The 26,517-nt window shown below is 71.0% G+C and carries 23 protein-coding genes, 1 pseudogene and 1 riboswitch; of the genes and pseudogenes, 15 read left to right on the top strand and 9 right to left on the bottom strand.

Features of this window, described 5'->3' with window-relative positions:
- Window positions 1–228: 228 nt before the first annotated feature.
- The 4 genes from C5708_RS08845 to kynU all read left to right on the top strand — a co-directional run bounded on the left by C5708_RS08845 (window position 229) and on the right by kynU (window position 3,601).
- Window positions 229–807: a helix-turn-helix transcriptional regulator gene (locus tag C5708_RS08845; protein ID WP_242920088.1), complete on the top strand. Its 579-nt coding sequence runs from the start codon at window positions 229–231 to the stop codon at window positions 805–807.
- A gap of 126 nt (window positions 808–933) precedes the next feature.
- Window positions 934–1,725, top strand: a complete 792-nt coding sequence (gene kynA / locus C5708_RS08840; protein ID WP_242920133.1) for a tryptophan 2,3-dioxygenase — start codon at window positions 934–936, stop codon at window positions 1,723–1,725.
- Window positions 1,725–2,366: an arylformamidase gene (gene kynB, locus C5708_RS08835; protein WP_242920086.1), complete on the top strand. Its 642-nt coding sequence runs from the start codon at window positions 1,725–1,727 to the stop codon at window positions 2,364–2,366. Before kynA ends, kynB begins: the two co-directional genes overlap by 1 nt.
- Window positions 2,366–3,601, top strand: coding sequence for a kynureninase (kynU, locus tag C5708_RS08830; RefSeq protein ID WP_242920084.1), 1,236 nt, complete (start codon window positions 2,366–2,368; stop codon window positions 3,599–3,601). The genes kynB and kynU overlap by 1 nt, the downstream gene beginning before the upstream one ends.
- Here the strand turns inward: kynU and C5708_RS08825 are convergent.
- On the bottom strand, window positions 3,574–4,074 hold the full coding sequence (locus C5708_RS08825; protein ID WP_242920083.1) for a hypothetical protein: 501 nt from the start codon (window positions 4,072–4,074) through the stop codon (window positions 3,574–3,576). The genes kynU and C5708_RS08825 overlap by 28 nt on opposite strands.
- 226 nt (window positions 4,075–4,300) lie before the next feature.
- Between C5708_RS08825 and C5708_RS08820 the strand changes: the two genes are divergently transcribed.
- From C5708_RS08820 to upp, 3 genes are read left to right on the top strand one after another with little or no spacing between them, the layout of a single operon-like run.
- On the top strand, window positions 4,301–5,557 hold the full coding sequence (locus C5708_RS08820) for a GTP cyclohydrolase II (RefSeq protein WP_242920081.1): 1,257 nt from the start codon (window positions 4,301–4,303) through the stop codon (window positions 5,555–5,557).
- A complete protein-coding gene (locus C5708_RS08815; RefSeq protein WP_242920080.1) occupies window positions 5,538–6,776 on the top strand; it encodes a DUF1688 family protein in 1,239 nt (412 codons plus the stop codon). The genes C5708_RS08820 and C5708_RS08815 overlap by 20 nt, the downstream gene beginning before the upstream one ends.
- Window positions 6,777–6,802: 26 nt before the next feature.
- Window positions 6,803–7,432, top strand: coding sequence for a uracil phosphoribosyltransferase (gene upp / locus C5708_RS08810; RefSeq protein ID WP_242920078.1), 630 nt, complete (start codon window positions 6,803–6,805; stop codon window positions 7,430–7,432).
- Window positions 7,433–7,448: 16 nt separating this feature from the next.
- Here the strand turns inward: upp and C5708_RS08805 are convergent, their stop codons facing one another.
- Window positions 7,449–8,327 (bottom strand): LysR family transcriptional regulator, encoded by an 879-nt coding sequence (locus tag C5708_RS08805; protein ID WP_242920076.1) that lies wholly within the window; start codon window positions 8,325–8,327, stop codon window positions 7,449–7,451.
- Between the two features lie 139 nt (window positions 8,328–8,466).
- On the opposite strand from C5708_RS08805, the gene C5708_RS08800 reads away from it, so the two are divergent.
- Complete coding sequence (locus C5708_RS08800; RefSeq protein WP_242920075.1) at window positions 8,467–8,826, top strand: antibiotic biosynthesis monooxygenase; 360 nt, start codon at window positions 8,467–8,469, stop codon at window positions 8,824–8,826.
- A gap of 44 nt (window positions 8,827–8,870) precedes the next feature.
- Window positions 8,871–10,103: an MFS transporter gene (locus C5708_RS08795; RefSeq protein WP_242920073.1), complete on the top strand. Its 1,233-nt coding sequence runs from the start codon at window positions 8,871–8,873 to the stop codon at window positions 10,101–10,103.
- A 62-nt stretch (window positions 10,104–10,165) separates the two neighbouring features.
- On the opposite strand, the gene C5708_RS08790 is transcribed toward C5708_RS08795, so the two are convergent.
- Together C5708_RS08790 and C5708_RS08785 are read right to left on the bottom strand one after the other, a co-directional pair.
- Complete coding sequence (locus C5708_RS08790; RefSeq protein WP_242920071.1) at window positions 10,166–11,134, bottom strand: DUF2268 domain-containing putative Zn-dependent protease; 969 nt, start codon at window positions 11,132–11,134, stop codon at window positions 10,166–10,168.
- 164 nt (window positions 11,135–11,298) lie between these two features.
- The gene (locus tag C5708_RS08785; RefSeq protein ID WP_242920069.1) at window positions 11,299–12,741 is read right to left on the bottom strand and encodes a M20/M25/M40 family metallo-hydrolase; all 1,443 of its coding nucleotides are present in this window, start codon (window positions 12,739–12,741) and stop codon (window positions 11,299–11,301) included.
- Window positions 12,742–12,918: 177 nt separating this feature from the next.
- On the opposite strand from C5708_RS08785, the gene phnD reads away from it, so the two are divergent.
- Complete coding sequence (gene phnD / locus C5708_RS08780; RefSeq protein ID WP_347567006.1) at window positions 12,919–13,938, top strand: phosphate/phosphite/phosphonate ABC transporter substrate-binding protein; 1,020 nt, start codon at window positions 12,919–12,921, stop codon at window positions 13,936–13,938.
- 18 nt (window positions 13,939–13,956) lie between these two features.
- Here phnD and C5708_RS08775 read toward each other — a convergent pair whose 3' ends face one another.
- Together C5708_RS08775 and putA are read right to left on the bottom strand one after the other, a co-directional pair.
- Window positions 13,957–14,820 (bottom strand): hypothetical protein, encoded by an 864-nt coding sequence (locus C5708_RS08775; protein ID WP_242920060.1) that lies wholly within the window; start codon window positions 14,818–14,820, stop codon window positions 13,957–13,959.
- Window positions 14,821–14,941: 121 nt separating this feature from the next.
- Window positions 14,942–18,031 (bottom strand): annotated as a pseudogene (gene putA / locus C5708_RS08770) (bifunctional proline dehydrogenase/L-glutamate gamma-semialdehyde dehydrogenase PutA); the annotation flags it as partial.
- A gap of 127 nt (window positions 18,032–18,158) precedes the next feature.
- On the opposite strand from putA, the gene C5708_RS08765 reads away from it, so the two are divergent.
- Window positions 18,159–18,620 (top strand): Lrp/AsnC ligand binding domain-containing protein, encoded by a 462-nt coding sequence (locus C5708_RS08765; RefSeq protein WP_242920056.1) that lies wholly within the window; start codon window positions 18,159–18,161, stop codon window positions 18,618–18,620.
- Window positions 18,621–18,704: 84 nt separating this feature from the next.
- Window positions 18,705–21,302 carry a M14 metallopeptidase family protein gene (locus C5708_RS08760; protein WP_242920054.1) on the top strand — a complete coding sequence of 866 codons (2,598 nt, stop codon included), beginning with the start codon at window positions 18,705–18,707 and terminating at the stop codon, window positions 21,300–21,302.
- A gap of 97 nt (window positions 21,303–21,399) precedes the next feature.
- On the opposite strand, the gene C5708_RS08755 is transcribed toward C5708_RS08760, so the two are convergent.
- Together C5708_RS08755 and C5708_RS08750 are read right to left on the bottom strand one after the other, a co-directional pair.
- Window positions 21,400–21,696: a hypothetical protein gene (locus C5708_RS08755; protein ID WP_242920053.1), complete on the bottom strand. Its 297-nt coding sequence runs from the start codon at window positions 21,694–21,696 to the stop codon at window positions 21,400–21,402.
- Between the two features lie 30 nt (window positions 21,697–21,726).
- A complete protein-coding gene (locus tag C5708_RS08750) occupies window positions 21,727–22,785 on the bottom strand; it encodes a lysine-2,3-aminomutase-like protein (protein WP_242920051.1) in 1,059 nt (352 codons plus the stop codon).
- Window positions 22,786–22,886: 101 nt separating this feature from the next.
- A riboswitch (SAM-I-IV-variant riboswitch) is annotated at window positions 22,887–22,992 on the top strand.
- Between the two features lie 47 nt (window positions 22,993–23,039).
- On the opposite strand from C5708_RS08750, the gene metA reads away from it, so the two are divergent.
- Together metA and C5708_RS08740 are read left to right on the top strand one after the other, a co-directional pair.
- On the top strand, window positions 23,040–23,957 hold the full coding sequence (metA, locus tag C5708_RS08745) for a homoserine O-succinyltransferase (protein WP_242920049.1): 918 nt from the start codon (window positions 23,040–23,042) through the stop codon (window positions 23,955–23,957).
- 204 nt (window positions 23,958–24,161) lie between these two features.
- On the top strand, window positions 24,162–24,704 hold the full coding sequence (locus C5708_RS08740; RefSeq protein WP_242920047.1) for a hypothetical protein: 543 nt from the start codon (window positions 24,162–24,164) through the stop codon (window positions 24,702–24,704).
- A 3-nt stretch (window positions 24,705–24,707) separates the two neighbouring features.
- On the opposite strand, the gene epmA is transcribed toward C5708_RS08740, so the two are convergent.
- The gene (gene epmA, locus C5708_RS08735; RefSeq protein WP_242920045.1) at window positions 24,708–25,778 is read right to left on the bottom strand and encodes an EF-P lysine aminoacylase EpmA; all 1,071 of its coding nucleotides are present in this window, start codon (window positions 25,776–25,778) and stop codon (window positions 24,708–24,710) included.
- A 139-nt stretch (window positions 25,779–25,917) separates the two neighbouring features.
- Between epmA and efp the strand changes: the two genes are divergently transcribed.
- On the top strand, window positions 25,918–26,484 hold the full coding sequence (efp, locus tag C5708_RS08730) for an elongation factor P (protein ID WP_242920038.1): 567 nt from the start codon (window positions 25,918–25,920) through the stop codon (window positions 26,482–26,484).
- Window positions 26,485–26,517: the final 33 nt, after the last annotated feature.

Raw genomic sequence — 26,517 nt, 5'->3', positions numbered from 1 at the left:
TCTTGGTGATGCTAACCAAAATTGGGGATGCCATCTTGTTTACCGGCGCGTTCACCGCGCTGAGCGGGTTAGTGCGCCCTGCGCGCTCGACGCCGAGCGCCACTGTCGGTCGCCAAGGCCAAAGGCCAACCTGGTTAGGGCTGAACCAGGAGACTGAGCTGGATGCGCGAGAGGGGAGCTTTCGGCGACATGGCCGATGACGGATTTTCTGCGGCGCCTCCGCCACCGATGTCGGACGCCTATTTCCGCGGCTGGGCCGACAACGAGCCCATCGCGCTGTTCATCGTCACGCGCCAGCTGAACATCATCTGGCGCAATCCGATGGCGGACCGTCTGCTCAAGGAGAGCCAGACGCTGCGCGACCGTGGCGGCATGATGGTCGCCTCGACGCCGCGCGCCCACCAGGCCCTGGCGCGGTTCGCCAAGATCGCCGGCTTTCCGGACGAGACCGGCCGCATCGTCGAGCGCAACCACGTCGTCGTCGGCGACGAGAGCGACAAGGACGTGGTGCTGCGGGCGACGGCGGTGGCCGGCCACGAGGACCGCCTGGTCACGCTGATGGTGCGCCGGGCCTCCGACCGCAGCCATTATCAGCTCACCGACCTGACCGAGGCGTTCCACATGACCACGGCCGAGAGCCGGGTCGCCTCGATGATGATCTCCGGCGCCACGGCCGAGGAGATCGCCCGGGCGCTGAACATTTCGGTCGAAACCGTCCGCAGCCACATCAAGCACATCTACACCAAGACGGGCGTCTCCTCGCGCGAGGCGCTGCTGTCGAAGCTGATCGGCTACATGGTGCGTTGAGCCGGTCGGAACGGCCGTGACCTGACGCTCCGCCGGATGTATGTCCGGCGCATGGCTGAAGACATTTCCGACACCTCCTCCAAGGCCGCGCCGGGCAAGGACCCCTTCGACGGCGTGCGCTGGGACATGACCGGCGCGATGAGCTACGGCGGCTACCTGCAGCTCGACCGGCTGCTGGACGCCCAGCGGCCGCTGTCTGGCGAGCACGACGAGCTGCTGTTCATCGTCATCCACCAGGCCACCGAGCTGTGGATGAAGCTGGGCCTGCACGAGCTGGAGGCCGCGCGCGAGCGCCTGGCCGCCGACGACCTGGAGCCGGCCTCGAAGATGCTGGCGCGGGTGGCGCGCATCCAGACCCAGATGATCCAGGCCTGGGAGATCCTGTCGACCATGACCCCGTTCGACTATTCGCGCTTCCGCGAGGCGCTGGGGTCGAGCTCGGGCTTCCAGTCGTTCCAGTATCGCCAGCTCGAATTCCTGATGGGGGCCAAGAACGCCCGCCTGATCGAGGTCTACGCCGCCGAGCCCCGCGTCCACGAGCGCCTGAGCGTGGCCCTGCACAGGCCCAGCCTCTATGACGAGGCGCTGCGGCTGATGGCGCGGCGCGGCTTCGCCATCCCGGCCGGCAAGGTCGAGCGCGACTGGAGCCTGCCCTACGAGGCCGACGCCGGCGTCGAGGCCGCCTGGCTGGAGGTCTATCGCAACGTCGACCGCCACTGGGACCTCTATGACCTGGGCGAGAAGCTGGTCGACCTGGAATACCGCTTCCAGCAGTGGCGCTTCTCGCACATGAAGACCGTCGAGCGCATCATCGGCCACAAGCGGGGCACCGGCGGATCGGCCGGCGTGGCCTATCTGGTCAAGGCGCTGGAGAAAGGCTTCTTCCCCGAACTGCTGTCGCTGCGGACCTCGATCTGATGACGGCCCGCGCGGAGCGTCGCCTGTGGGACATCTCCCAGCCGCTGCGCGCCGGCCTGCCGGTCTGGCCGGGCGACACCCCGTTCTCGGCCGAGCGGACCTGGGTGCTTGAGGGCGGCTGCCCGGTCAATGTCGCCAGGCTCGCGCTGTCCACCCATTCGGGGGCCCACGCCGACGCGCCGCTGCACTACGACCCGGCGGGCGCGTCTATCGAGGCGGTCGACCTGTCGCGCTACATCGGCCCCTGCCGGGTGGTCGACGCCCGCCATGCGCGGGGCGCGGTGCGGCTGGCCGACGTCGAGGCGGCGCTGGAGGACTGCCCGCCGAGGCTGCTGCTGCGCACCTTCGCGGCCTTTCCGCACGATCGCTGGGTGTCGGACTTCACCGCCGTCGACGCCGGGCTGATCGCGGCGCTGGCCGACCGGGGCGGCGTGCTGATCGGGACCGACGCGCCGTCGATCGATCCCGAGACCTCGAAGGACCTGCCGGCCCACAACGCCGTGCGCCGGCATGGCCTGTCGATCCTGGAGGGGCTGGTCCTCGACGCCGTCCCGCCCGGCGACTACGAATTGATCGCCCCGCCGTTGCCGCTGGCCGGCCTGGACGCCGCCCCGGTGCGGGCGGTGCTGAGAGAGCTTTGATGACCACTCGCGACGACTGCCTGGCCCTCGACGCGGCCGACCCGCTGGCCCCGTTCCGCGCCGAGTTCGACCTGCCCGAAGGGGTGATCTATCTCGACGGCAACTCACTCGGCGCCCTGCCCAGGGCCACGGGCCCGCGCCTGCAGGCGGTGGTGGCCCAGGAGTGGGGGCGCGACCTGATCCGCAGCTGGAACACCGCCGGCTGGATCGACGCGCCCGCGCGGGTGGGCGGCAAGATCGCCGGCCTGGTCGGCGCCCGCCCGCACGAGGTGACGGCGGCCGACTCCACCTCGGCCAACCTGTTCAAGCTGGTCGCCGGGGCGCTGTCGCTTCGGCCGGGCCGCAGGACCATCCTGTCCGAGCCCGGCAACTTCCCCACCGACCTCTATGTCATCCAGGGCCTAGCCGCCCTGCTCGGCCAGGGCGTCCGCCTCAAGACCGTTCCGGCCGACGAACTCGTCGCCGCCATCGACGAGGACGTCGCCGTCGTCGTCCTGACCGAGGTGCACTACAAGACCGGCCGCCGCTGGCCGATGAAGGCCGTCACCGCCGCCGCCCACGCCGCCGGCGCCCTGATGCTGTGGGACCTCAGCCACAGCGCCGGCGCCGTGGCGGTCGATCTCAACAGCGCGGACGCCGATCTCGCCGTCGGCTGCGGCTACAAGTATCTGAACGGCGGCCCCGGGGCCCCGGCCTTCCTGTTCGTGGCCGAACGGCACCAGGCGGCGATCCGCAGCCCGCTGACCGGCTGGATGGGCCACGCCGACCCCTTCGCCTTCGTCGACGCCTACGCCCCGGCGCCGGGCGTGCGCCGCCAGCTCTGCGGCACGCCGCCGATCCTGGGCCTCTCGGCCCTGGAGGTCGGCGTCGACCTGCACCTGCGCGCGCCGCTGGCCGCGCTGGAGGCCAAGGGCAAGCGCCTGGGCGACCTGTTCATCGAACTGGTCGAGGCGCGCTGCGGCTTCGCCGGCCTGACGCTGGCCAGCCCCCGCGACGCCGCCGGCCGCGGCAGCCACGTCTCCTTCGCCCACGCCGACGGCTACGCCATGATGCAGGCCCTGATCGCCCGCGGCGTCATCGGCGACTTCCGCGCCCCCGACATCCTGCGCTTCGGCTTCACCCCGCTCTATGTCGGCTACGCCGACGTCTGGGACGCGGTGGAGATCCTGCGCGACGTGCTGGAGACGCGGGCGTACGACCAGGAAGACTATCGTCGCGTCTCCGCGGTGACCTGACTTGCTGGCGGCGCCCGGCCGCCGCCGATCTTCTCGGCGATGGTCCGGGCCTCGTCCAGGCTGAAGGCGCCGGTGATCTGGACGCTTCCGCTGGGAATGAGCTCGCGCAGGATCGGCGCGCTGACCAACTGGCCGTCGACGACGATGGGCATGGGGCGTCCTGCGCCCAGGGCCGCCATGGCGCGTTGGAACCTGTCTTGTCCCGACCGCGAAAAGCGGACGCCGACCGCCGGGCGCTGCTCGGCGTCGAAGACCAGGCTGGAGCTTTCGACGTCGCCAGGCCCGAAGGCGACCCCGCCGATCGAAAGCCTGGAGGGCGCTTCGGCCTGCGGCGGCGCGATCGGGCGCGTCGGGTCGGGCGAGGCCGAGGCGCAGGCGGCGGTCAGGACCAGAAGCAGCACGGCGCTTCGACGTGCGAGCCGGGCCCCGTTTCGACGCGGACGGGCCGCGCCCGCCGCCAGGCCGGTGGTCATGCTGCAATCCTCTTCGCTCGGCCGCCCGTTTCGCCAACTAGCCGGATCGCACGGACGTGACCAGGGCTTGCGGCCCGCGCGACCCTGGGGGCGGCTTCCCGCCGAACGCCGCTCGTCCACTTGACCGGCGGGAAAAAAGGGGAGCACCATCCTCTTCCAAAGGCCTCCCCCTAGCCGGCGGGAGGCTTTTTCCGTTTCGGAGGCGCATGCGCGCGGACGCCAGCCCATGTCGATCAACCAATCCGGCCACATCCGCCTGACCTCCCATCCGGGGGCGGGGCAGGCCAGCCGCTTCCCCATTCGCTGGGGCGCTCCCAGCGCGGCCGAGCGCGGCCCGGTGATCGCCTCGGCCCTGGCCGGAGCCGACCGCAACGCCATCGGGGCCCATGGCGGCGCCTATTCGGTCTACCGCGCCCTGGCGATCTCGGCCGGCGCGTTGAACCCGCTCGTGCGGCCCGATCTCACCGACACCTATCCGGCGGTCGAGGTCGGGCCGTTTCCGCAGTGGAGCGATCCGGGAAAGATCGTCTCGCTCGACCCGTGGGGGCACCGCGTCGCCCAGGACTTCGCCCGCGAGATCGCCGAGGGCGTCGACATCCGCCCGACCATCGCCGTGACCAAGGCGCGGCTGACCTTGCCGGAGATCCACGAGGCCGTCGCCAGGGGGCGTCTGTCCGTGGACGGATCGGTGCTGCGCGAAGGCGGCGACGTCGCCGTGACCAAGGCCGCCGTCGATCCGGTCTGGTGGCTGCCCGGCGTCGCCGAGCGCTTCGGCGTGTCCGAGACGGTCCTGCGCCGCACCCTGTTCGAACAGACCGGCGGCATGTATCCCGAACTGGTCACCCGGCCGGACATCTCGGTGTTCCTGCCGCCGATCGGGGGGATCACCCTCTACATCTTCGGCGACCCCGCGGCGATCGCCGATCCCCTGCGCCGGCTGACCTGCCGCGTGCATGACGAATGCAACGGCTCGGACGTGTTCGGCTCGGACATCTGCACCTGCCGGCCCTACCTCACCCACGGCATCGAGGAGTGCGTGCGCGAGGCCCAGGCCGGCGGCGCGGGGCTGATCGCCTATAACCGCAAGGAGGGCCGGGCGCTCGGCGAGGTGACCAAGTTCCTGGTCTACAACGCCCGCAAGCGCCAGCCGGGCGGCGACCAGGCGGCGACCTATTTCGAGCGCACCGAATGCGTCGCCGGCGTGCAGGACGCCCGCTTCCAGCAATTGATGCCCGACGTGCTGCACTGGCTGGGGATCACCCGCATCGACCGGTTCGTGTCGATGTCGAACATGAAGCACGAGGCCCTGACCGCGTCGGGGATCGAAATCGGCGAACGCGTGCCGATCCCGGCCGAGCTGGTGCCGCCCGACGCCTCGGTCGAACTGGAGGCCAAGAAGGCGGCCGGCTACTACACGCCCGAGCCGGCGCCGACGGACGACGATCTCAAGCACGTGGTGGGCCGTGACCTCAAAGAGTTCTGAGGCCGCCGCCGCGCGGTCGCTGCTGTCGGCCGCCGCCGTGCGCGAGCGGGCGCATGAGCTGTTCGCCATCGCCCTGGACGGCCGCCTGCCGGACTGGACCATCGCCATGGAACGGCTGCCGGCGGCGGCCGACTTCGTGGCGTCGACGGTCCGCGACCGCTATCCCGACCTCGCCGTGCCGTTCCATGCTCGCTGGCGGCATTTCGTGCTGGCCGGCCGCGACCTGTGGGCCGAGGCGTCCACCGGCCTGACCGATCCGGCGGGCAGGGCCAGGGCGGCCTTCGACCTCGCCATAACCTCGGTGCTGCTGGACGCCGGTGCGGGCGCCGGCTGGCGCTTCGTCGATCCGGCCAGCGGGGTCGTCGCGGCGCGCTCGGAAGGGCTGGGCGTCGCCAGCCTGCGCCTGTTCGAGAGCGGGGCGCTGTCCGACCGGCCGGGCGAGCCCCTGCGCGCCGACGCCGGACGGCTGTCGCGGCTGGAGGTCGAGACCCTGGCCGAGGGGTTCCAGGTCTCGGAGGCCAACCCGCTGGTCGGGCTGGAGGGCCGCGCCGCCCTGCTGCGGCGGCTGGGCGAGACCGTCGCGGCCCGTCCGGACCTGTTCGCGATCGCCGACGCGCCGCGGCCGGGCGGCCTGTTCGACGTCATGGCCGCCAGCGCCGAGGGCGGCCGTCTGCCGGCCGCGGTCATCCTGGAGGTGCTGCTGGAGGCGTTGGGCCCGATCTGGGCCGGGCGTCTGTCGCTGGGCGGCGTTCCCCTGGGCGACTGCTGGCGCCATCCGGCCCTGAGGCGCGACGACGCCACCGACGGGCTCGTGCCCCTGCACAAGCTGTCGCAATGGCTGGCCTATTCCTTGATCGAACCGCTGCAAGCGGCCGGCGTCGCCGTGACCGGGATCGACGGCCTCACCGGCCTGGCCGAGTATCGCAACGGCGGCCTGTTCGTCGACCTGGGGGTGCTGGTCCCGCGCGACCCCGCCGCGCCGATCCGCCGCCGGCCGGTGGACGATACGCTGGTGGTCGGCTGGCGGGCCCTGACGGTGGCGCTGCTGGACGAGATCGCGCCGCTGACCCGCCAGCGGCTTGGGGTGGGCGAGGCCGATTTTCCGCTGGCGCGCGTGCTGGAGGGCGGCACCTGGGCCGCCGGCCGCGCGGCCGCCCGCCAGCGGCGCGAGGACGGCTCGCCGCCGGTCGCCGTCGACAGCGACGGCACGGTGTTCTGACCATGACGGTTTGCAAGGAAGACGCGATGAAGGGCGTGACGGTCGTCGACCACCCGCTGGTCCAGCACAAGCTGACCCTGATGCGCAAGAAGGACGCTTCGACCAAGAGCTTCCGCGAGCTGCTGCGCGAGGTCGCCACCTTGCTGTGCTACGAGGTGACCCGCGACCTGGAGCTGGAGACGGTGGAGATCGAGACGCCGCTGACGGCGACGGCCGCCCCGGTGCTGGCCGGCAAGAAGCTGGTGTTCGCCAACATCCTGCGCTCGGGCGGGGGGCTGCTGGAGGGCATGCTCGACCTGGTCCCCGCCGCCCGGGTGGCGCATATCGGCCTCTATCGCGATCCGGCCACGCTCGGCGCCGTCGAATACTATTTCAAGGCGCCGCAGGACCTGGCCGAGCGGCTGGTCATCGTCATCGACCCGATGCTGGCCACCGGCAACACCGCCGTCGCCGCCGTCGACCGCCTGAAGGAGCAGGGCGCCGTGGCCATCCGGCTGGTCTGCCTGGTGGCTGCGCCCCAGGGGCTGGAGACGCTGCACGGCCGCCACCCGGACGTGCCGGTTTGGACCGCCGCCATCGACGACGGCCTCAACGACCACGGCTACATCCTGCCTGGGGTCGGCGACGCCGGCGACCGCATGTACGGCACCAAATAGGTCGGGGCCGCGCGCCTCAGGCCCGTTGGCCGGGGAACAGGTTCTCGGCCATGAAGTCGACGAAGGCGCGAACCTTGGGCGAGGGATAGCGGCTGGCCGGCCACAGCACGCTGAAGGTCCCGACATAGCGCACGAAGGGCTCCAGCACCGGGACCAGCCGCCCATCGGCGAGTTGGCCCGCGATGGCGAAGTCGGGCAGGCAGGCCAGGCCGAACCCCTCTTCGGCGAGGCAGATCTGCGGCTCCAGGGCGTTGGCGGCCAGGATTGCCGGCGGGTCGATGTCGAGCGGCTGGCCGTCGCGGTGCAGGGGCCAGGGGTCGAGCTTGCCGCTGTTGAGCATGCGGTGGCGCAGGCAGGCATGGTCCAGCAGGTCCTCCGGCGCGCGGGGCTCTCCCCGTCGGCGCAGATAGTCGGGCGAGGCGACGACCAGCTTGCGGAAGCCGCCCAGCCGGCGGGCCATCAGCCGCGAGTCGGTGAGGTCGCCCGTGCGGACCACGGCGTCGAACCCTTCGTCGATCACGTCCGTCAGGCGGTTGGTGTAGTCGATGTCCAGCTCGATCTCGGGATAGGCGCGCATGAAGCCGGCCAGGGCCGGCGCGAACAGCCCGCTGGTGTGCGGCAGGCTGACGCGCAGCCGGCCGCGCGCCGCGCCCTGGGACTGCGAGAGCTCCAGCTCGGCCGCCTCGACCTCGCACAGGATGCGACGGCAGCGTTCGAGGAACAGCGCGCCCTCCGGGGTCAGGGCGACGCTGCGGGTGCTGCGGTGGAGCAGCCGCACGCCCAGGCGCGCCTCCAGGCGGGCCACCGCCTTGCCGACCGCCGAGGACGATATGCCGAGCTGGCGCCCGGCGGCGACGAAGCTGAGGCTTTCCGCCGTCTGCACGAAGGCGCTCAAGGATCCGAGACTGTCCACGCGACCGGCCTGCAATTGCGGACAAGATTGTCCGATATATCCCGATCTATAGAGCATTTTTCCGGCAGGGGCGCGGGCCTATTTCGACGAGCGGCGGCGTCGGGCCGTCTCGGAGACACCCATGACCGTTCAGACCGCCGCCGGTTTCACCGCCGGGCCGCAGCCCACCGTGTTCATCGTCAACGTCATCCACGCCCATCCGGGCCGGCAGGACGAGGCGTTCCGGCTGATCCAGGAGGTCGTGCGCTACGTGGCCGAGCGCAAGCCGGGCTTCCTGTGGAGCAACCTGGCCAAGAGCGACGACGGCGAGACGGTGGTCAACATCGAGGCCATAGCCGACGCCGGCAAGGTCGACGAGTTCTTCTCCGACCCGGCGTTCGTCGAAAAGTTCCGCGCCCTCGACGCGGTGTCGACCAGCGAGTTCCACACCTACCGCGTCGGCGACCTGATCCTGCCGGGCGCCGTCTTCGCCGCCGGCTGACGCCGCTCCCTTCTCTTTTCCGCACCTGGCCGGAGCCCTTCATCATGACCGCGACCGAAACCCTCGACGCCGTCTCGCGTCCGCGACCGGCCGCGCCGCCAGAGGCGCCGCTGGACCAGCCGCCCCCCGAACGCCTGCCCTGGGGCGGCCTGCTGGCCCTGGCCGTGGCGGGTTTCATCACCGTTCTGACCGAGGCCCTGCCGGCCGGCCTCCTGCCGCGCATCGGCGCCGGCCTGTCCATCTCCGAGGCCATGGCCGGCCAGATGGTCACGGTCTACGCCATCGGCTCGCTAGTCGCGGCCATTCCACTGACCGCCGCCACGCGCGGCTGGCGGCGCCGGCCCCTGCTGCTGACGGCCATCGCCGGCTTCGCGGTGGTCAACACGGTCACCGCCGTCTCGACCAGTTTCGCCCTCACCCTCGGGGCGCGGTTCCTCGCCGGGGTGTTCGCCGGCCTGCTGTGGGCCCTGGTCGCCGGCTACGCCGCCCGCATGGCGCCCGAGCACCTGAAGGGGCGGGCCATCGCCGTGGCGATGATCGGCACGCCGATCGCCCTGTCGCTGGGCGTTCCAGCAGGCGCCTTCCTCGGCGCGGCGGTGGGCTGGCGTTACGCCTTCGGCCTGATGAGCGTGCTGACCGTGATCCTGATCGGCTGGACCCTGTGGCGGGTTCCGGACTTCCCCGGACAGGCCGCCGACCGCCGCCTGCCGCTGGCCGGAGTGTTCGCCATGCCCGGCGTGCGTCCGGTGCTGGCGGGAACCCTGACCTACGTCCTGGCCCACAACATCCTCTACACCTACGTCGCGCCTTTCGTGGTTCCGGCCGGTCTGGGCGGCCAGGTCGACCGGGTGCTGTTCGTGTTCGGTGCCGCGGCCCTCGCCGGCGTCTGGATCGTCGGCGCGCTGATCGCCCGGCGGCTGCGGGAGATGACCCTGGTCAGCATCGCCGCCTTCGGCGCGGTCGCGGTCGCGCTGGGCCTCTGGGGCGCCAGCCCCCTGGCGGTCTATGTCGCCGTAGCCGTCTGGGGCGTCACCTACGGCGGGGCGCCCACCCTGTTCCAGACCGCTTCGGCCCAGGCGGCGGGCGAGGCCGCCGACGTCGCCCAGTCGATGATCGTCACCGCCTGGAACATCGCCATAGCGGGCGGCGGCCTGTTCGGCGGCATGTTGCTGGACAAGGTCGGCGCGGCGTCGCTGCCCTGGGCGCTGCTGGGACTGCTGGCCGTCGCCCTGGTCGTGGTCTGGCGGGCCCGGCGCGCGGGCTTTCCAGCGGCCTGAGCGGGGCGAAGGGTCGGCGCGGGCGTCGGGGCTCGCGCCTTCGCCCTCGCGGCCGGCGGCGGCTAGCTCGCCGGTTTCCAGCCGCTGGCGGCCAGGAAGGCCTTCGGGTCGGTCATCTCGAAGATGGCCTTCAGCGCGGCGTGCTTGTCGCCGGCGCGGTCGTAATAGGCCTTCACGATGCGATAGCCGACCCAATAGCCCAGGTCGCCGGGATGGGCGGCGTCGCCGGGGCCGTTATAGAGCCACGCCGACAGGTCGGTCTTGTCCTCGTCGCGTACGAACGCGGCTTCGATTTCGGCCTCCTTGCCCCGGGTCCAGGCGGCGTGCTGATAGTCGCCGACGCCGCCGGAGATCAGCTCGGCGACGAACTCGCCGGTTCCCTCCATCAGCGACACGCGCAGCACGGTCGCGTCCGGCTGGCCCGGGTCCACCGCCTGCAGGGCTGCCGACTGCTGGATGTGGCCGTATTCGTGGGCGATGGTGTGGACGAAGCGGTCTTCGAGGTTCGGGTTCATGAAGTCGGCGGCGCACAGCGCCTCCAGCCCCATGGTCACGCCCGAGGGCGAGGTGATGCCGACCGGCCGGCCACGGCCGACGACGATGGTCACGGGGGCGAGCTTCGCCTCCGGATAGAGGGCGGCGAGCCGGTCGAAGGCCGCGGCCAGGCGCACCTTCACCGCCGGCAGCACCGTCAGGCAGCGGCGGGCGTTGGTGTAGGTCTCGGGGTGGGCGGCGATGGCGGCGGCGATCCGGGCGCCGGTGACCTTGCGCAGGCTGGCGAACTCCGTCAGGCCCGCCCCGCCCTTGGCCAGGTAGTCGCGGTCGAGCTGCTCCGCCGTAGGATGGCCGCCGGCCGCGTCGTACAGGGCGTAGAAGCGGTCGACGTCCGTGGTCAGGACCTGCGGCCGCGGCCGCGGCGGCGCGGCGGCGGCCGGCGGCGCGGTCGGGATCTGGGCCGTCAGGGCGAAAAGCAGACAGCCCAGGGCCACGAGGCCCCGGGGCGTCCGTCCGGTTCCGGCGATGGCGGCCATAATCCCGTCCTCCGACTCGTCAAGCGTGGAGGAGGGAGCCTAGAGCGGGATGCGAAAAAGCGGGTACCGGTTTTTCGCGTAAATCCCGCTCCAAGTTTTTGGAATCGATCACGGTTTTTGAAATCAGATCGAGTCGATCTGATTTCAACGTGATCGAGCGAGCCTCAGCCCGGCATGTCGCCGTAGATCTTCATCAGGCGATAGAGGTAGTCGCGGCTGTCATACAGCACCTTGACCCGGACCCGCTCGTTGAGGCCGTGGACGCCGTCGCCGTCCGGGTCGCCGAAGGCACCGGAGATGCCGTAGGTCGGGATGCCGACCGGGGTGAGGAAGGCGCCGTCGGTGGCCCCGGCGGACATGGTCCGCACCAGCGGCACGCCCGGCCACATCTCGGCGGCCAGCTTCTCGGCCGGGCCCAGCACCTTGGGATCGAGCGGCGGCGGCGGCGCGGGGGCGTTGCGCACCTCGCGGATCGACACCTTGACCTTGGGGTCGGCGATCACCTGCTCCAGGGTCTGGCGCACCTCTTCGGCGCTGGTCCCGGGGAAGATGCGGCAGTTGATGTTGGCCCGCGCCCGCTGGGGCAGGGCGTTGGTGGCGTGGCCGGCGTCGAGCATGGTCGCCACGCAGTTGGTGTGCAGGATGGCGTTGAGGTCGGGATCGCGCTCCAGCAGCGCCCGCGCCGGCTCGTCGGCGGGGCTCTTCAGCAGGGTGGCGACGGCGGCCTGTTCGTCCGGCTTGCGGGTCGCCGACAGCCGCTGGAAGAGGTCGCGCGTGGTGTCGTTGAACGCCACCGGGAAGCGGTAGGCCTGGATGCGCGTCAGGGCGCCGGCCAGGTGATAGATGGCGTTGTCCGGCAGCGGACGCGAGGAGTGGCCGCCAGGGTTGGTCACCTCCAGCGTATAGTTCTGCGACAGCTTTTCCCCGACCTGGATGCCGAGGAAGACCGGCTTGCCGCCGGCGTCCAGCAGGCCGCCGCCGCCCTCGTTGACGGCGAAGGCGGCGTCGATCAGGTCACGCTTGTTCTTGGCCAGGTATTCGGCCCCGTTGAAGGCGCCGTTGGTCTCCTCGCCGCAGGTGAGGGCCAGCTTCAGCGTGCGGCGCGGCTTGAACCCTTCCTTCTTGTAGCGGGCCAGAGTGTCGACCCAGGTCGCCGCCATCGCCTTGTCGTCGAAGACGCCGCGGGCGTAGAAGGCGCCGTTCTCCTCGACCAGGGTGAAGGGATCGCGCGTCCAGTCCTCGCGCTTGGCCTCGACCACGTCGAGGTGGGCGAGCATCAGCACCGCCTTGGCCTTGGGATCGCGGCCGGGATAGATCGCGACCAGCCCGCCCTCCTTGGGGTGGTCGGGAACGCTGAACAGGTGCAGGTCGGACTCCGGGACGCCGGCGGCCTTCAGGTGCGCGGCCATGCGCTCGGCGGCCAGGGTGCAGCTGCCCGACGACAGGGTGGTGTTGGTCTCGACCAGTTGCTTGTACAGCGCCCGGAACTCGGCCTGATCCGGCCGCGGGCCCTGACCTTGGCCCTGACCTTGGCCTTGAGCGTGGGCCAGCGCCGGACCGGCGGCGCCGGCCAGCAGCGCGCCGGCGACCATGAGACTCCTGAACATGACGACTTCCCCTCCCGATGCGTGATTGCGGGCGAGCTTAGGCCCGCGGCGCCGGCTGGCAAGGGGCGGCTTCGGCCCCGCGCGCATGTGCGGTCGCCGGCGAGCGGGGGTTGTCATAATACTGAGACCGTGCCCGCCATAAGAGCGATGGAACGCAATCAGCGACGGGGAAGCCGCGTGGCCGTTATCGATCGACGTCTGGGACTCGCCGCGATCCTGGCGACGGGGCTGGCCCTGGCCGGCTGCCACAAGGCCTCGCCGCCGGCCGCCGAGACCTTGAACTTCTCGATCCTGTCGACCGAGAACGCCCAGAACCAGCAGGGGAAGTGGACGCCGTTCCTGGCCGACATGGAGAAGTCGACCGGCCTGAAGGTCAAGCCGTTCTACGCCTCCAGCTACTCGGCCCTGATCGAGGCCATGCGCTTCAAGCAGACCGACGCCGGCTGGTTCTCGAACGCCTCGGGCCTGGAGGCGGTGCGGCGCGGCGGCGGCGAGGTGTTCGCCCGCTCGTCCAAGCCCAGCGGCGCCGACGGCTATCAGGCGGTGATCATCGTCGGCAAGGACAGCAAGATCACCCTCGACGACCTGCTCAAGTGCGGCAAGCGCTACAGCTTCGGCATGGCCGATCCCAAGTCGACCTCGGGCACCATCGCGCCGATGACCTACCTGTTCGGGCCGCGCGGGATCGAGCCGTCGACCTGCTTCTCGACGGTGCGCACCGCCAACCACCAGTCGAACCTGATGTCGGTGGGGACGGGCGTGCTGAACGCCGCCACCAACAACACCAACGACATCACGCGGCTGAGCCATGTGGACACCGACGTCGCCCGGCGCACCCTGGCCAACATCAAGGTGATCTGGACCTCGCCGACCATTCCCGAGGACCCCATCGTCGAGCGCAAAGATCTCGATCCGGCGACCAAGGCCCGGCTGCGCCAGTTCTTCCTGAGCTACGGCGTCGGCAAGGGGCCCGAGGCCGAGCGCCAGCGCAAGGTGCTGGCCGCCCTGGATTTCGGTCCCTTCCGCGCGGCCGACGACAGCCACCTGCTGCCGGTCCGCGAGATGGAGGCCAGCGGCCGGCTGATCGAGGCCCGGCGCAAGGGCGACCCCGCCGCCGTCACGGCGGCCGAGGCCGAACTCAAGGCGGTGCAGGCCGAGCGCGACGCCAAGGGCGCCGCCGCCAAGACCGGCGGCTGAGGCTCCGAGGCGTCCGGTTCAGGGAGCCGCCGTCAGGGCGGCCCGCCGCAGGACCGCGAACACCGTCGCGAAGAAGTCGAGGGCGGCCTCGCGCAGGACCGGGGTCATGCGGACGGCGCGTTCGCCCTGCTCGCGCTCCAACAGGCCGAGGGTCTCGCTGTCGGTCAGCAGCTTGCGCACGTGCGCGCGGGAGACGCCGAACTGGTCGGCGATCTTGGCTATGGACACCGGCACGGCCATGGTCGGCGGGATGTCGTCGTCCGGCGATCCCGACAGCATGATGGTGAACAGGATCAGCATGCCGCAGTCGCGCTGGGTGAAGGCCTGGGCGGGCGAATCCTTGTGCACGAAGAACAGGCCCCGCTCGATGAAGATCAGCCCCGTTTCCTGCATCATGCGGCCGAACACCCGTTCGTCGTCCAGGGCGGTCAGGGCGGGAGCCACCTCGGGCGCCACCATCGAGATGGCGTGCAGCTCCGAACGGATGCGCTCGCGCACGGCGACGATGGCGGCGCGGGCCAGGACCATGCGGCGGCGATCCTCGGGATCGCGGGTCAGGTAGCCGGCGTACTCCATCTGGCCCAGCATGGCGGCGGTGCGCCCCGGACTGCACAGGTTGAGCTGCTCGCAAAGCGCGGTGATGCGCCCGGCGCTGAGATAGCCGTCCGTGTAGTGGACATGCATGGACAGCATGGTGAACAGGAACCGCCCGCCGTCCTTCTGGGTGGTGTGCAGGGCGGGATCGCTCTGATGGGCGGCGATCGAGCCGGCCGCCGACAGCATGACGGCGTCACGAAGATCGGGATGCGCCCGTATCCTCGCCTTGGCGGCCTCCAACGCATCCGTGGACGGATTGCGCTGCAAATAGGAATTGGTGACCATGCTGCGTCGTCCCCCACTCGCAGTCCATCTGGTCTAGCCCATTTCGTCGGACGACGTCCCGCCAAAAATAACCATATTTGGGGACGGCGCGCCGTTCGAATTGAACGGCGCGCCAATACGCCTAAAGATTGAGCAGGGCCGGGTCGCCGCCCTGGGCGGTGATGTTGACGCTGGTCGCCCGCTCGACGGCGTAGCGCAGCAGGGCGTGAGGACCACCCGCCTTGGGGCCGGTGCCGGACAGGCCCTCGCCGCCGAACGGCTGCACCCCGACCACCGCCCCGATCATCGAGCGGTTGACGTAGACGTTGCCGGCCGGGACCAGGCGCGCGACCTCCTCGGCGAAGGCCTCGATGCGCGAATGCACGCCCAGGGTCAGGCCGTAGCGCTTGGCGGCCAGGACCTTGGCGACCTCCTCGAGGTTCTCCGGGTCGTAGCGGACCACGTGCAGGATCGGGCCGAACACCTCGCGTTGCAGGAAGTCGGCCGAGGGGATCTCGGCCAGCACCGGGCCGAAGAACACGCCGCCGGCCGGGGCGTCGAGCTGGCGCAGCACCTTGGCCTCGTTCTTCAGGCGGGTCAGGTGCGCCTCCAGCAAGGCGCGGGCGTCCTCGTCGATCACCGGGCCGACGTCGGTGGTCGGCTGGGCCGGGTCGCCGATCACCAGGGCGTCCATGGCCCCGGCCACCGCCTCGATGACCATGTCGGCGGTGTCGGCGGGCACGAACAGCAGGCGCAACGCCGAGCAGCGCTGGCCGGCCGAACCCACGGCCGAGATCACCACGTCGTCGACCACCTGCTCCTTCAGCGCGGTGGTGTCGACGAACATGCCGTTCAGGCCGCCGGTCTCGGCGATGAACGGCACGATCGGGCCCTGGCGCTGGGCCAGGGTCTGGTTGATCTTCCAGGCCGTGTCGGTGCCGCCGGTGAAGGCGACGCCGTCGAGCCCGTCATGGGCGGTCAGGGCCGCGCCGACGGTCTCGCCGCGGCCGGGCGTCAGGGCCAGCAGGTTCGGGTCGAGCCCGGCGGCGTGGTAGAGCCGCACCGCCTCGGCCGCGATCAGCGGCGTCTGCTCGGCGGGCTTGGCCAGCACGGCGTTGCCGGCGGCCAGGGCGGCGGCGATCTGGCCGGTGAAGATGGCCAGGGGGAAGTTCCACGGGCTGATGCAGACGAACACGCCGCGCCCGCGCAGGGCCAGGGTGTTGGTCTCGCCGACCGGCCCCTTCAGCACTTCGCCGTCGGCGAACTGGGTCTCGGCCAGGTGGGCGTAGTAGCGGCAGAAGTCCACGGCCTCGCGCACCTCGGCCACGGCGTCGGGCAGGGTCTTGCCGGCTTCGCGCGACAGGATGGCGATCAGGCGGTCGGCGTCGCGCTCCAGGGCGTCGCCCATGGCGCGCAGGGTCCGGGCGCGGGCCGGGCCGCCGGCGCGGTCCCAGGCGGGCTGGGCGGCGCGGGCGAGGCGGAAGGCCTCGTCGATGTCGGCCGGACCGGCCTCGGAGGCCTGGCCCAGCACGTGGGCGGCGTCGGCCGGGCTGGTCACCGCCGAGGGGGCGACGCCGGCCAGCAGCTTGCCGCCGACGATGGGGCCCGCGATCAGCTTTTCGGCGTCGACCGCCGCCACGGCCTTGGCCAGCCGCTCGCGCTCGGCGCGCACCGACAGGTCGACGCCGGCCGAGTTCGGGCGGCCGGGGCCGTAGACGTCCGCCGGGCGCGGGATCTTGGCGTGGCGGTCGGGATGGCTTTCGACGGCGGTGATCGGGTCGACCACCACGTCCTCGGCCGGCACCCGCTCGTCGAGCAGGGCGTGGACGAACGAGGTGTTGGCGCCGTTCTCCAGCAGGCGGCGGACCAGATAGGGCAGCAGGTCCTCGTGGCCGCCCACGGGGGCGTAGGCGCGCAGGGTGACGCCGTCATAGAGGTCCTCGGCGGCGCGGTAGAGCGCCTCGCCCATGCCGTGCAGGCGCTGGTACTCGATCTTGACGCCCTGGCGCTTGGCCAGGCGGCCGACGGCGGCCAGGGTGTGGGCGTTGTGGGTGGCGAACTGGGCGTAGATGTGCGGCGCGGCCGAGATCATCGCCTCGGCGCAGACCAGGTACGACAGGTCGGTGGCCGGCTTGGTGGTGTAGACCGGATAGTCAGGCCGCCCGGCGACCTGGGCGCGCTTGATCTCGCTGTCCCAGTAGGCGCCCTTGACCAGGCGGACCATCAGGCGGCGGCCGGTCTCCTCGGCCAGGGCGCGCAGGCGGCGGATCACCTCGGGGCCGCGCTTCTGGTAGGCCTGCACGGCCAGGCCCAGGCCCTTCCACTCGCCCAGCTCGGCCTCGCGGCACAGCCGGTCGAGCAGCTTCAGCGACAGGGCCAGCCGGTCGGCCTCCTCGGCGTCGATGGTGAAGTTGATGTCGTGCCGGGCGGCGATCAGGGCCAGGCGCTTGACGCGCGGATAGAGCTCTTCCCAGACGCGGGCTTCCTGCACCGCCTCGTAGCGCGGCGACAGGGCCGACAGCTTGACCGAGACGCCGTGGCCGGCTTCCGGTCCCGCGCCCTTGGACAGCTTGCCGACCACCTCGATGGCGTCGGCGTAGGCTTTCTCGTAGCGGGCGGCGTCGGCGGCGGTGCGGGCGCCTTCGCCCAGCATGTCGAACGAGCACATGTAGCCGTCGCTGGCGGCCCGCTTGAGGGCCGCCTCGATGTCGCGGCCGAGCACGAACTGCTCGCCCATGATGCGGATGGCCTGGGCGACGGCGTGGCGGATCACCGGCTCGCCGATGCGGCTGGCCAGCTTGCGGACGAAGCCGGGCGGGTCGTTCTTGGCGTCCTCGTCGACGTCGACCAGCTTGCCGGTCAGCATCAGGCCCCAGGTCGAGGCGTTGACGAACAGGTTGTCGGACTGGCCCAGGTGCGCGGCCCAGTCGGCCGAGCCGATCTTCTCGGCGATCAGCCGGTCGCGGGTCTCCTCGTCCGGGGTGCGCAGCAGGGCTTCGGCCAGGCACATCAGCGCCAGGCCCTCGCGGGTGCCCAGCGAGAACTCCTGCAGGAAGCTCTCGACCACGCCCTGGCGGCGGGCCGAGCGGCGGGCGGTGCGGACCAGGGCCTCGGCCTCGGCGCGCACGGCGGCGCGGTCGATCGGGTCCAGCGGCGCCTTGGCCAGGAGGTCGCGGACGGCCTCGGCCTCGTCGCGATACTTGCCGTCGTCCAGCGTGTCCCAATCCATGTTCGGCTCCTGACAGGCGAGGCGCGCGTCGCGCCGTGTTTATGTCCGCTCTATCCGTCCCAATGGCGAATGTGCTTTGTTTGTTGGCTCAGATCGCCGAAGCATATTCGGTGAAAGGTCATTGGAACGCATGTCTGCTCTTGACGACACCGACCGCCGCCTGCTGCGCGTGCTGCAGGCCGACGGCCGCATCACCAACCAGGCCCTGGCCCAGGCCTGCCACCTGTCCCCGGCCGCCTGTTTCGACCGGGTGCGGCGCCTGCGCGAGCGGGGGCTGATCACAGGCTACGCCGCCCAGATCGACCCGGCCAAGGTCGATCTCGCGCTGTTGATCTTCGTCGAGGTGCTGCTCGACCGCACCACGGGCGACGTGTTCGACGAGTTCGCCGCCGCCGTGCGCCGCACGCCGCAGATCCTGGAGTGCCACATGGTCGCCGGCGGCTTCGACTACCTGATCAAGGCGCGGGTGCGCGACATGGACGCCTATCGCACCTTCCTCGGCGACATCCTGGTGCGCATGCCCGGCGTGCGCGAGACGCGCACCTACGCCGTGCTGGAGGAGGTCAAGAACACGGCGCAACTGCCCATCTGACGGCGCCGCGCCGCGCCCGAGCCTTTCGCGCATTGCCAGGCCGGCCCGGACGGGGCAGGTCTAGCGGCAGGGAGGAAGGGGCGAATGTCCAGACATCAGAATGCGCGCGGCCTGTGGGCCGCCGTCGCGGCTGCGACGGCCGTCCTGGCGGCGGCGCCCGCCTTCGCCGCCCCGGCCGAGGTTCCGACCCCGGTCTCGGTGCTGGGACACGATCCCGGCGACGACTACTACCTGGCCAATTACGAGGAGGCCGTCGGCTATTTCCACAAGCTGGCCGCCGCCGCGCCCGACCGGATGCGGATGGTGACGGCGGGCCGGTCCACTCACGGCAAGGTCATGGAGTACGCGGTGATCTCCTCGCCGCGCAACCTGGCCCGCTTCGAGGAATACAAGGCGCTGTCGCATCGGCTGGGCGCGGTCGAGGGGCTGACCGACGCCGAGGCCAAGGCGCTGGCCGAGACGGGCAGGGTCATCGTCCACATCGACGGCGGCATGCATTCGAGCGAGGTCGCCGACCACCAGCTGCCGATCGCCCTGGCCTACAGGCTGCTGTCGGCCAAGGGCGATCCGCAGGTCGACGCCATCCTCGACAACGTCATCCTGGTGCTGTGGCCGACGCTCAACCCGGACGGCCAGGACATGGCCGTCGACTGGTACCGCAAGAACCTGGGCACGCCGTTCGAGACCAGCCGGATGCCGTGGCTGTACCAGGAGTATGTCGGCCACGACAACAATCGCGACGGCTACATGCTCAACATGATCGAGAGCCAGGTCGTCACCCGCGCCGAACAGGATTACGCCCCGGCGATCTGGTACTCGCAGCACCAGGCCGCGCCGTTCCCGGCCCGCATCTGGATGCCGCCCTTCGCCGATCCGATCTCGTCCAACATCAGCCCGTACATGCGGACCTGGACCAGCAAGATCGGCCTGGACATGATGGCCGCCTTCCAGAACGAGGGAAAGCCGGGGGCCATCGCCGAGGCCCGGTTCGACAACTGGTTCCCGGGCTTCCTCGACTACACCCACGTGTTCCGCAACACGATCTCGTTCTTCACCGAGACCGCCCACGATTCGGCCACGCCCAAGGTCTACAAGGTCGAGGACTTCCCCAAGCCGATGCGCGACCTGAAGGCCCAGGTCATGTACCCCTCGCCGTGGAAGGGCGGGCTGTGGCGGCTGAAGGACTCGGTCGACTACATGATGACCGCGTCGATGGCCGTGCTGGACACCGCCGCCCGCTATCGGTCCACCCTGCTCTACAACCGCTATCAGGCCGGCCGCGACAACATCCGGCTCTATTCGACCGAGGGGCCGTTCGCCTATGTGATCCCGGCCGACCAGGCCGACCTGCCCGAGGCGGGGCTGCTGGCCCAGAAGATGATCGACCACGGCCTGACCGTGCATCGCGCCAGGACGGCGGTGAGCCTGGGCGGCGCGGCCTATCCGGCCGGCTCGTGGGTGATCCTGATGGACCAGCCGTTCGCCGGCCTGGCCAAGGAGCTGTTCGAGCCGCAGAAATATCCCGACGCCATCCTCGACGGCGCGGGCAAGCCGGCCGACCTGCCCTACGACGTCACCGGCTGGACCCTGCCCATGCAGATGGGCGTCAGGGTCGACATGGTCGCCAAGCCCGTCGACGCCGCCCAGCGCGCCGCGCTGGAGCCGGCGGCCAGGATCGAGCCCGCGGCCGGCGGCGTCGGCGGGCGCGGGCCGGTCTATGTCCTCAGCCACAAGGTCAACGCCAGCTTCCAGGCGGTGAACGACGTGCTGGCGGCGGGCGGCGAGGCCGGCGTCGCCAAGACCGCGCTCGCCGCCGCTGGCGGGCCCGAGGCGGGGGCGATCGTGGTCGGCGGCCTGCCGGCCGACCGCATGGCCCAGATCGCCAGGGCGCGCGGCGTGCGGATGCTGGCCGGCGACGTCAAGCCGGCCGTCACGCCGATGGCCAGGGCCCGCGTCGGCCTCTACCGGTCGTGGATGGCGAACATCGACGAGGGGTGGACCCGCTGGCTGCTCGAACAGTACGGCTACGCGCCCGCCACGCTGCGCAACGCCGATCTCCAGGCCGGAGGCCTGGGCGGCGCCTACGACGTCATCGTGCTGCCCGACATCGGCGACGACGACGATGACGGGGGCGGCGGCCGCCTGATGCAGGGGAACAAGCCCGGCTCGGTCCCGCCGCAATATGTCGGCGGCGTCGGCGACAAGGGCCTGGCCGCGCTCAAGGACTTCGTCGCCGGGGGCGGGACCCTGGTCGCCTTCAACCAGACGGCCTCGACCCTGATCGGCCTGTTCGACCTGCCGGTGACCGACAGCCTCAAGGGCCTGCGCAGCGACCAGTTCTTCTGCTCGGGCGCCCTGTTGCAGATCCGCCTGACCGACGCCAGCCGCACGGCGACGCTGGGCCTGCCCGCCGACCCGATCGTGATGTTCGAGAACGGCCCGGCCTTCACCACCAAGCCCGGCTTCAAGGGCGCGGTGCTGGCGACCTATGCGGCGGACGGAAACCCGTTGCGCAGCGGCGTCCTGCTGCACCCCGAGGCGATCCAGGGCAAGGCCGCGGCGGTCGAGGTCGAGTACGGCCAGGGCCGCGTCGTTCTCTACGGCTTCAAGCCGCAGTGGCGCGGCCAGTCGCACGGCGCCTACAAGTTCGTGTTCAACACGCTCTACAAGTACGGGCGATAGAGGTCCGCCAGCGAACCTTCCGCTTCCGCTGCTGGCTCCCGGATAGCCTCTGCGAGGCTTCCGGGATTGGCGCGCGCTCCGGGGTGGCGCGGCTCGCTCAAAGCCGACGCAACGTGCTCCAGTCGGGCTTCGCGCAAACGCGGCTCCCGATGAAGAAGTCGGGCTCATTGCAAGCGAAATGCAGCGTGGCCTCCACTTCGAAGTCGTCCTCGTCCTGGAACAGAACGACCCGCGAGCATTCGATTAGGCCAAGGCGTTCGGCGACTTTCTCCAAAGGCGCATCCCCATGGAAGAGCACCCAGTACAGGTCGCTGTCGGTGTGGTCATTGAAGTCGCAGGATACTTTGAGCACGACGATCCCCCGATCGATGCGCTGGAGGGCGTTGGGCGACAAGGTGCACGGTTTCGCCCTTGGAATGTTCGCTCACTCCTTGAGAATAAAGCCTTCCGGCGGATAGGCGTGGGCGGCGCCGTTCGGGTCTCGGACCTGGGCGACGCCTTCGTCCAGATAGGCCGGGCCGATCGGGACCTTGCCGTGGCCGTCGGGGATGTCGAGGACGTAGGTCGGCTGGCACAGGCCCGAATAGCGGCCGCGCAGGGCGCGCATCACAGCCTGGCCCTCGGCGACGCTGGTGCGCAGATGGCCGGTGCCGGGGGCGAGGTCGCCCTGGTGCAGGTAGTAGGGCTTGATCCGCGTCTCGACGAAGGCCCGCATCAAGGCGCCCAGCACCTCGGGATCGTCGTTGACCCCGCGCAGCAGCACGGTCTGGCTCAACATCGGCAGGCCGGCGTCGACGATGCGGGCGCAGGCCTCGCGCACCTTGGGCGTCATCTCGCGCGGGTGGTTGGCGTGCAGGGCGACATAGACCGCCTTGCCCGGACACTTCAGCGCCGCGACCAGTTCGTCGCTCACCGCCTCGGGATCGACCGCCGGCACGCGGGTATGGAGGCGGACCACCTTCACGTGGTCGATGGCGGCCAGCCGCTCCATCGCCTCGCGCAGGCGGCGCGGCGACAGCACCAGCGGGTCGCCGCCGGTCAGGATCACCTCCCAGATCTCCGGGCGGCCGGCGACATAGGCCAGGGCCGCGTCCAGCTCGGCCGGCGTCAGGGTCTTGAGGCCGCCGGGACCGACCATCTCGCGCCGGAAGCAGAACCGGCAATAGACGGCGCAGGTGTGGGTGATCTTCAGCAGCACCCGGTCGGGATAGCGGTGGACGATGCCGGTCACGGGGCTGTGGGCGTCGTCGCCGATGGGGTCGGGCCGTTCGCTCGGCTGGGCGTCGAGCTCGGCTTCCTGCGGCAGGAACTGGCGGGCGACAGGGTCGGCCGGGTCGGCCGGGTCGATCAGCTCGGCGACGGCCGGGGTGACGGCGACGGCGTACCGGGCCGCCACGCGCTCAAGGGCGGGCAGCCGTTCGGGCGCGACCAGGCCGGCGCGGGCGAGGGCATCGGGCGTGCGAAGGGTGGCGGCGGCGGTCATGGCGCGCGCTTATAGCGCGTCGGAGGCGGGAAATCACAGGGCGGACGAAAGTCGGGCCTAGGCGCCGTGCTTGCGGCCCGCGCCCTTTGGCTCTAGACGAGCCCCTGCATCAAGAGTCGGGCCTTCGTCCGACGCCAACCTGCTTCCCGAGCAAGGTGGCGCTCCCGCTGGGAGGATGCGGCCGAGACGGCAACCAAACGGGTGATCCCAGTTCCGTCCCGCGTCAGTTCGAGATCACGGCCCAGGGACGTTTCATGCCGATCAGGATTCCGGACGACCTGCCCGCCCGCGCGGCGCTCGAGAGCGAGGGCGTGGTGGTCATGCGCGAGAGCACGGCGGCCCGGCAGGACATCCGCCCGCTGCGCATCGGCCTGCTCAACCTGATGCCGGACAAGCCCAGCGCCGAGACCCAGTTCGCCCGCCTGCTCGGCGCCGGCCCCCTGCAGGTCGAGCTCAGCCTGGTGCGGCTGAGCAGCCACACGCCCAAGACCACGCCCCAGGCGCACATGGCGGCGTTCTATCGGGCCTGGGACGAGGTGCGCGACGAGAAGTTCGACGGCTTCATCGTCACCGGGGCGCCGGTCGAGACCCTGCCGTTCGAGGACGTGGTCTATTGGGAGGAGCTGACCCGCATCCTCGACTGGACCCGCACCCACGTCCACGCGCTGTTCACCGTCTGCTGGGGCGCGCTGGCCGCCGTGCGGCATTTCCACGGCGTGCCCAAGCACGCCCTCGCCGAGAAATGCTCGGGCGTGTTCGCCCACCGCTGCCGGGCGCCGGCTTCGCCCTATCTGCGCGGATTGTCGGACGAGATCGACGTGCCGGTCTCCCGCTGGGCCGAGGTGCGCGCCGGGGACCTGCCGGCGGACGGGGCCTTGAGGGTCCTGCTCGAGTCCGACGAGGCCGGTCTCTGCCTGCTGGAAGACCCCGTCCGCCGCGGCCTGCACATGTTCAACCACCTGGAATACGAGGCGGCGACCCTGGCGGCGGAATACGCCCGCGACAGCGCCGTCGACCCGGCGACGCCGCAGCCGCGCCACTACTTCCCGGGCGGCGACCCCGCCCGCCCGCCGGCCAACCGCTGGCGCAGCCACGCCCACCTGCTGTTCGGCAACTGGCTGAACGAGATCTACCAGACCACGCCCTTCGACCCGGCCGAGATCGGCGGCTGAATTCGGCCTTCGCCGCGGCCGGGAGCTGTTTCAGTATGGGGCGTGGGGCGGACGGCCGGGGGAAACGACATGCTCGGAAGGTTGCTGGCGGGCCTGGTCGTCGCCTGTGCGTTGGCACCGGGCGGCGAGCGGGCGGGCGCGGCGCCCATCCGCTCAGACGCGCCTCTCTGGCCCATGGCGGGCGAAGGGGTGTGGCCCAGGTTGGTGACGGAGGAAGACGGGACGGCCTTTGAAAGCGTCGTCCCGACCGGCGACTGGCGCCTGACGCCCAAGGACTGTTCCGCCAAGCCTGGAGCGGACTGCGTCACGTGGCTGCGCCTGCGCCCCCTCAGTTTCGTTCGCGGCGGGTTTGTGCTGCGCGAAGCCAGGACCCGCGCCGGCCTGAACGCGGCGGTCGGCGAGCCGGCGGTGCTGGCCGAGCTGCCGCAGACGGACCCGCCGCGCGAGCAGGCCGCGTTCGCGCTCCAGATCGGGTTTCGCGGCGGTAGCCGCTATCTGGTGCTGACGGGGCGACATGAACGCTTCGAGGTCTCCAGCTTCGATTGCGCCGGCGCCGGCGCAGAGTCCTGGCGCCTATTGGGCTATCGCCAGCGCGCGGCGGCCGGCCGGGGCCATGTCCGGACCGACTACTGCGCCGTGAGGACCCGCGCCGGCCTTATCGAGCTGATGCGGCGGCCGGCCGTCGACCCGGCGGTGCTGGAGCTGGTCGCGGCCTCGAAGGACGGGACGCCGGATAGGTCGGACTAGGCTTCACCCTTCGGCCACGGTCGACCACAGGACATCCTCGATCCGCCGGGCGCCGGCGGCCAGCATGGCCAGGCGGTCGAAACCGAGGGCCGAGCCGCTGGCGGGCGGCATGTGGGCCAGGGCGGCGAGGAAGTCCTCGTCGATGGGGTAGCGCTCGCCGTAGATGCGGGCCTTCTCGTCCATCTCGGCCTGGAAGCGCCCGCGCTGCTCGGCCGGGTCGGTCAGCTCGCCGAAGGCGTTGGCCAGCTCCACCCCGCAGGCATAGAGCTCGAAACGCTCGGCCACGCGCGGATCGCCGGGCTTGGGCCGGGCCAGGGCGGCCTCGGCGACCGGGTATTCGCACAGGATGGTTGCGCGCCCGTGGCCCAGGTTCGGCTCGACCTTGCCGACGATGATGCGGCTGAACACGTCGGCCCAGGTGTCGTCGGCCGCCACGCGCAGGCCGGAGGCGGTCGCGGCGGCGGCCAGGGCGTCGCGGTCGGTGCTCCCGTCGGGGGCGACGCTGGCCAGCAGGTCGACGCCGGCGAAGCGCTGGAACGCCTCGGCCACGGTGACGCGCTCGGGCGCGGCGAAGGGATCGAGCTCGATCCCGCGAAAGGCGAATCGCTTCGTCCCCGCCGTCTCGGCCGCCAGGGCCAGCAGGACCGCGCAGTCGTCCATCAGGGTCTGATAGGGCGCGCCGGTCCGGTACCATTCCAGCATGGTGAACTCGGGATGGTGCAGCGGCCCGCGCTCGCGATTGCGCCACACCTTGCCCAGGCTGAAGATCCTGTCCTCGCCCGCCGCCAGCAGGGTCTTGCAGGCGAATTCCGGCGAGGTGTGCAGGTAGAGCGGCGAGGGCCGGCCGTCGATGGTCAGGGCCTCGGTGGCGAAGGCGTGCAGGTGGGCCTCGTTGCCGGGCGAGACCTGCAGGGCCGCGGTCTCGACCTCGACGAAGCCCTGGTCCTCGAACCAGCCGCGAAAGGCCCGGGCGATGCGGCCCCGGGCCAGCAGGAACGGGCGGCGATCCTGGTGGCGCTCGCGGCCGGGCCAGGACGCGGTGACGGTGGACGCGGAGGGCGGGTTCGAGGACATCGGCGTGCGGGGCCTGAAAGACTGTCGCCGCCGGGAGGGGTGGCGATCTTTGCGCGGATTGCTATAGAGCGTGACCCGATCAATTAACACGACCACGCGGGCCGATCCTGGGACGCGCGGTGTTGAGGACGATACTGACGTGAAGGTCCAAGCCAGCTCGCTCCGCAGGGGCTCGGTCGTCGACATCGACGGCAAGCTCTATGTCGTCCTGAGCGCCCAGAACATCCACCCCGGCAAGGGCACCCCGGTGACCCAGCTGGACATGCGCCGCATCTCGGACGGCGTGAAGGTGTCGGAACGCTACCGCACGACCGAGCAGGTCGAGCGCGCCTTCGTCGACGACCGCACCTACACCTTCCTGTACAGCGACGGCGAAGGGTTCCACTTCATGAACCCCGAGAACTACGACCAGGTCACGGCCAGCGCCGAGATGGTCGGCGACTCGGCGGTCTATCTGCAGGACGGCATGTCGGTGATGCTGTCGACGCACGAGGGCGTTCCGATCGCCCTGGACCTGCCGGCCCGCGTGACGCTGGAGATCACCGAGACCGAACCGGTGGTGAAGGGCCAGACGGCCTCGGGCTCGTACAAGCCGGCCATGCTCAACAACGGCCTGCGCACCATGGTCCCGACCTACATCACCGCCGGCACCAAGGTGGTGATCCTGACCGAAGACGGCTCCTACGTGGAGCGCGCCAAGGACTGAGCACGCGCTCTGGTCCATGGCGAAATCCGGAAC

It is taken from the genome of Caulobacter sp. CCUG 60055 (assembly GCF_022750545.1).
Classification (GTDB): Bacteria; Pseudomonadota; Alphaproteobacteria; order Caulobacterales; family Caulobacteraceae; genus PUIC01.
Note: the sequence above shows the minus strand (reverse complement) of the source record. Positions and strands in the feature narration are given on the sequence as shown.

Coding starts and splice junctions, on each gene's coding strand:
- C5708_RS08825 (WP_242920083.1), bottom strand. CDS start 4,074: ATGACCACCGGCCTGGCGGCGGGCGCGGCCCGTCCGCGTCGAAACGGG.
- kynA (WP_242920133.1), top strand. CDS start 934: ATGACCGGCGCGATGAGCTACGGCGGCTACCTGCAGCTCGACCGGCTG.
- kynB (WP_242920086.1), top strand. CDS start 1,725: ATGACGGCCCGCGCGGAGCGTCGCCTGTGGGACATCTCCCAGCCGCTG.
- C5708_RS08775 (WP_242920060.1), bottom strand. CDS start 14,820: ATGGTCACCAATTCCTATTTGCAGCGCAATCCGTCCACGGATGCGTTG.
- upp (WP_242920078.1), top strand. CDS start 6,803: ATGAAGGGCGTGACGGTCGTCGACCACCCGCTGGTCCAGCACAAGCTG.
- C5708_RS08800 (WP_242920075.1), top strand. CDS start 8,467: ATGACCGTTCAGACCGCCGCCGGTTTCACCGCCGGGCCGCAGCCCACC.
- C5708_RS08845 (WP_242920088.1), top strand. CDS start 229: ATGTCGGACGCCTATTTCCGCGGCTGGGCCGACAACGAGCCCATCGCG.
- C5708_RS08750 (WP_242920051.1), bottom strand. CDS start 22,785: ATGACCGCCGCCGCCACCCTTCGCACGCCCGATGCCCTCGCCCGCGCC.
- C5708_RS08820 (WP_242920081.1), top strand. CDS start 4,301: ATGTCGATCAACCAATCCGGCCACATCCGCCTGACCTCCCATCCGGGG.
- C5708_RS08765 (WP_242920056.1), top strand. CDS start 18,159: ATGTCTGCTCTTGACGACACCGACCGCCGCCTGCTGCGCGTGCTGCAG.
- epmA (WP_242920045.1), bottom strand. CDS start 25,778: ATGTCCTCGAACCCGCCCTCCGCGTCCACCGTCACCGCGTCCTGGCCC.
- metA (WP_242920049.1), top strand. CDS start 23,040: ATGCCGATCAGGATTCCGGACGACCTGCCCGCCCGCGCGGCGCTCGAG.
- C5708_RS08790 (WP_242920071.1), bottom strand. CDS start 11,134: ATGGCCGCCATCGCCGGAACCGGACGGACGCCCCGGGGCCTCGTGGCC.
- C5708_RS08785 (WP_242920069.1), bottom strand. CDS start 12,741: ATGTTCAGGAGTCTCATGGTCGCCGGCGCGCTGCTGGCCGGCGCCGCC.
- C5708_RS08760 (WP_242920054.1), top strand. CDS start 18,705: ATGTCCAGACATCAGAATGCGCGCGGCCTGTGGGCCGCCGTCGCGGCT.
- C5708_RS08795 (WP_242920073.1), top strand. CDS start 8,871: ATGACCGCGACCGAAACCCTCGACGCCGTCTCGCGTCCGCGACCGGCC.
- kynU (WP_242920084.1), top strand. CDS start 2,366: ATGACCACTCGCGACGACTGCCTGGCCCTCGACGCGGCCGACCCGCTG.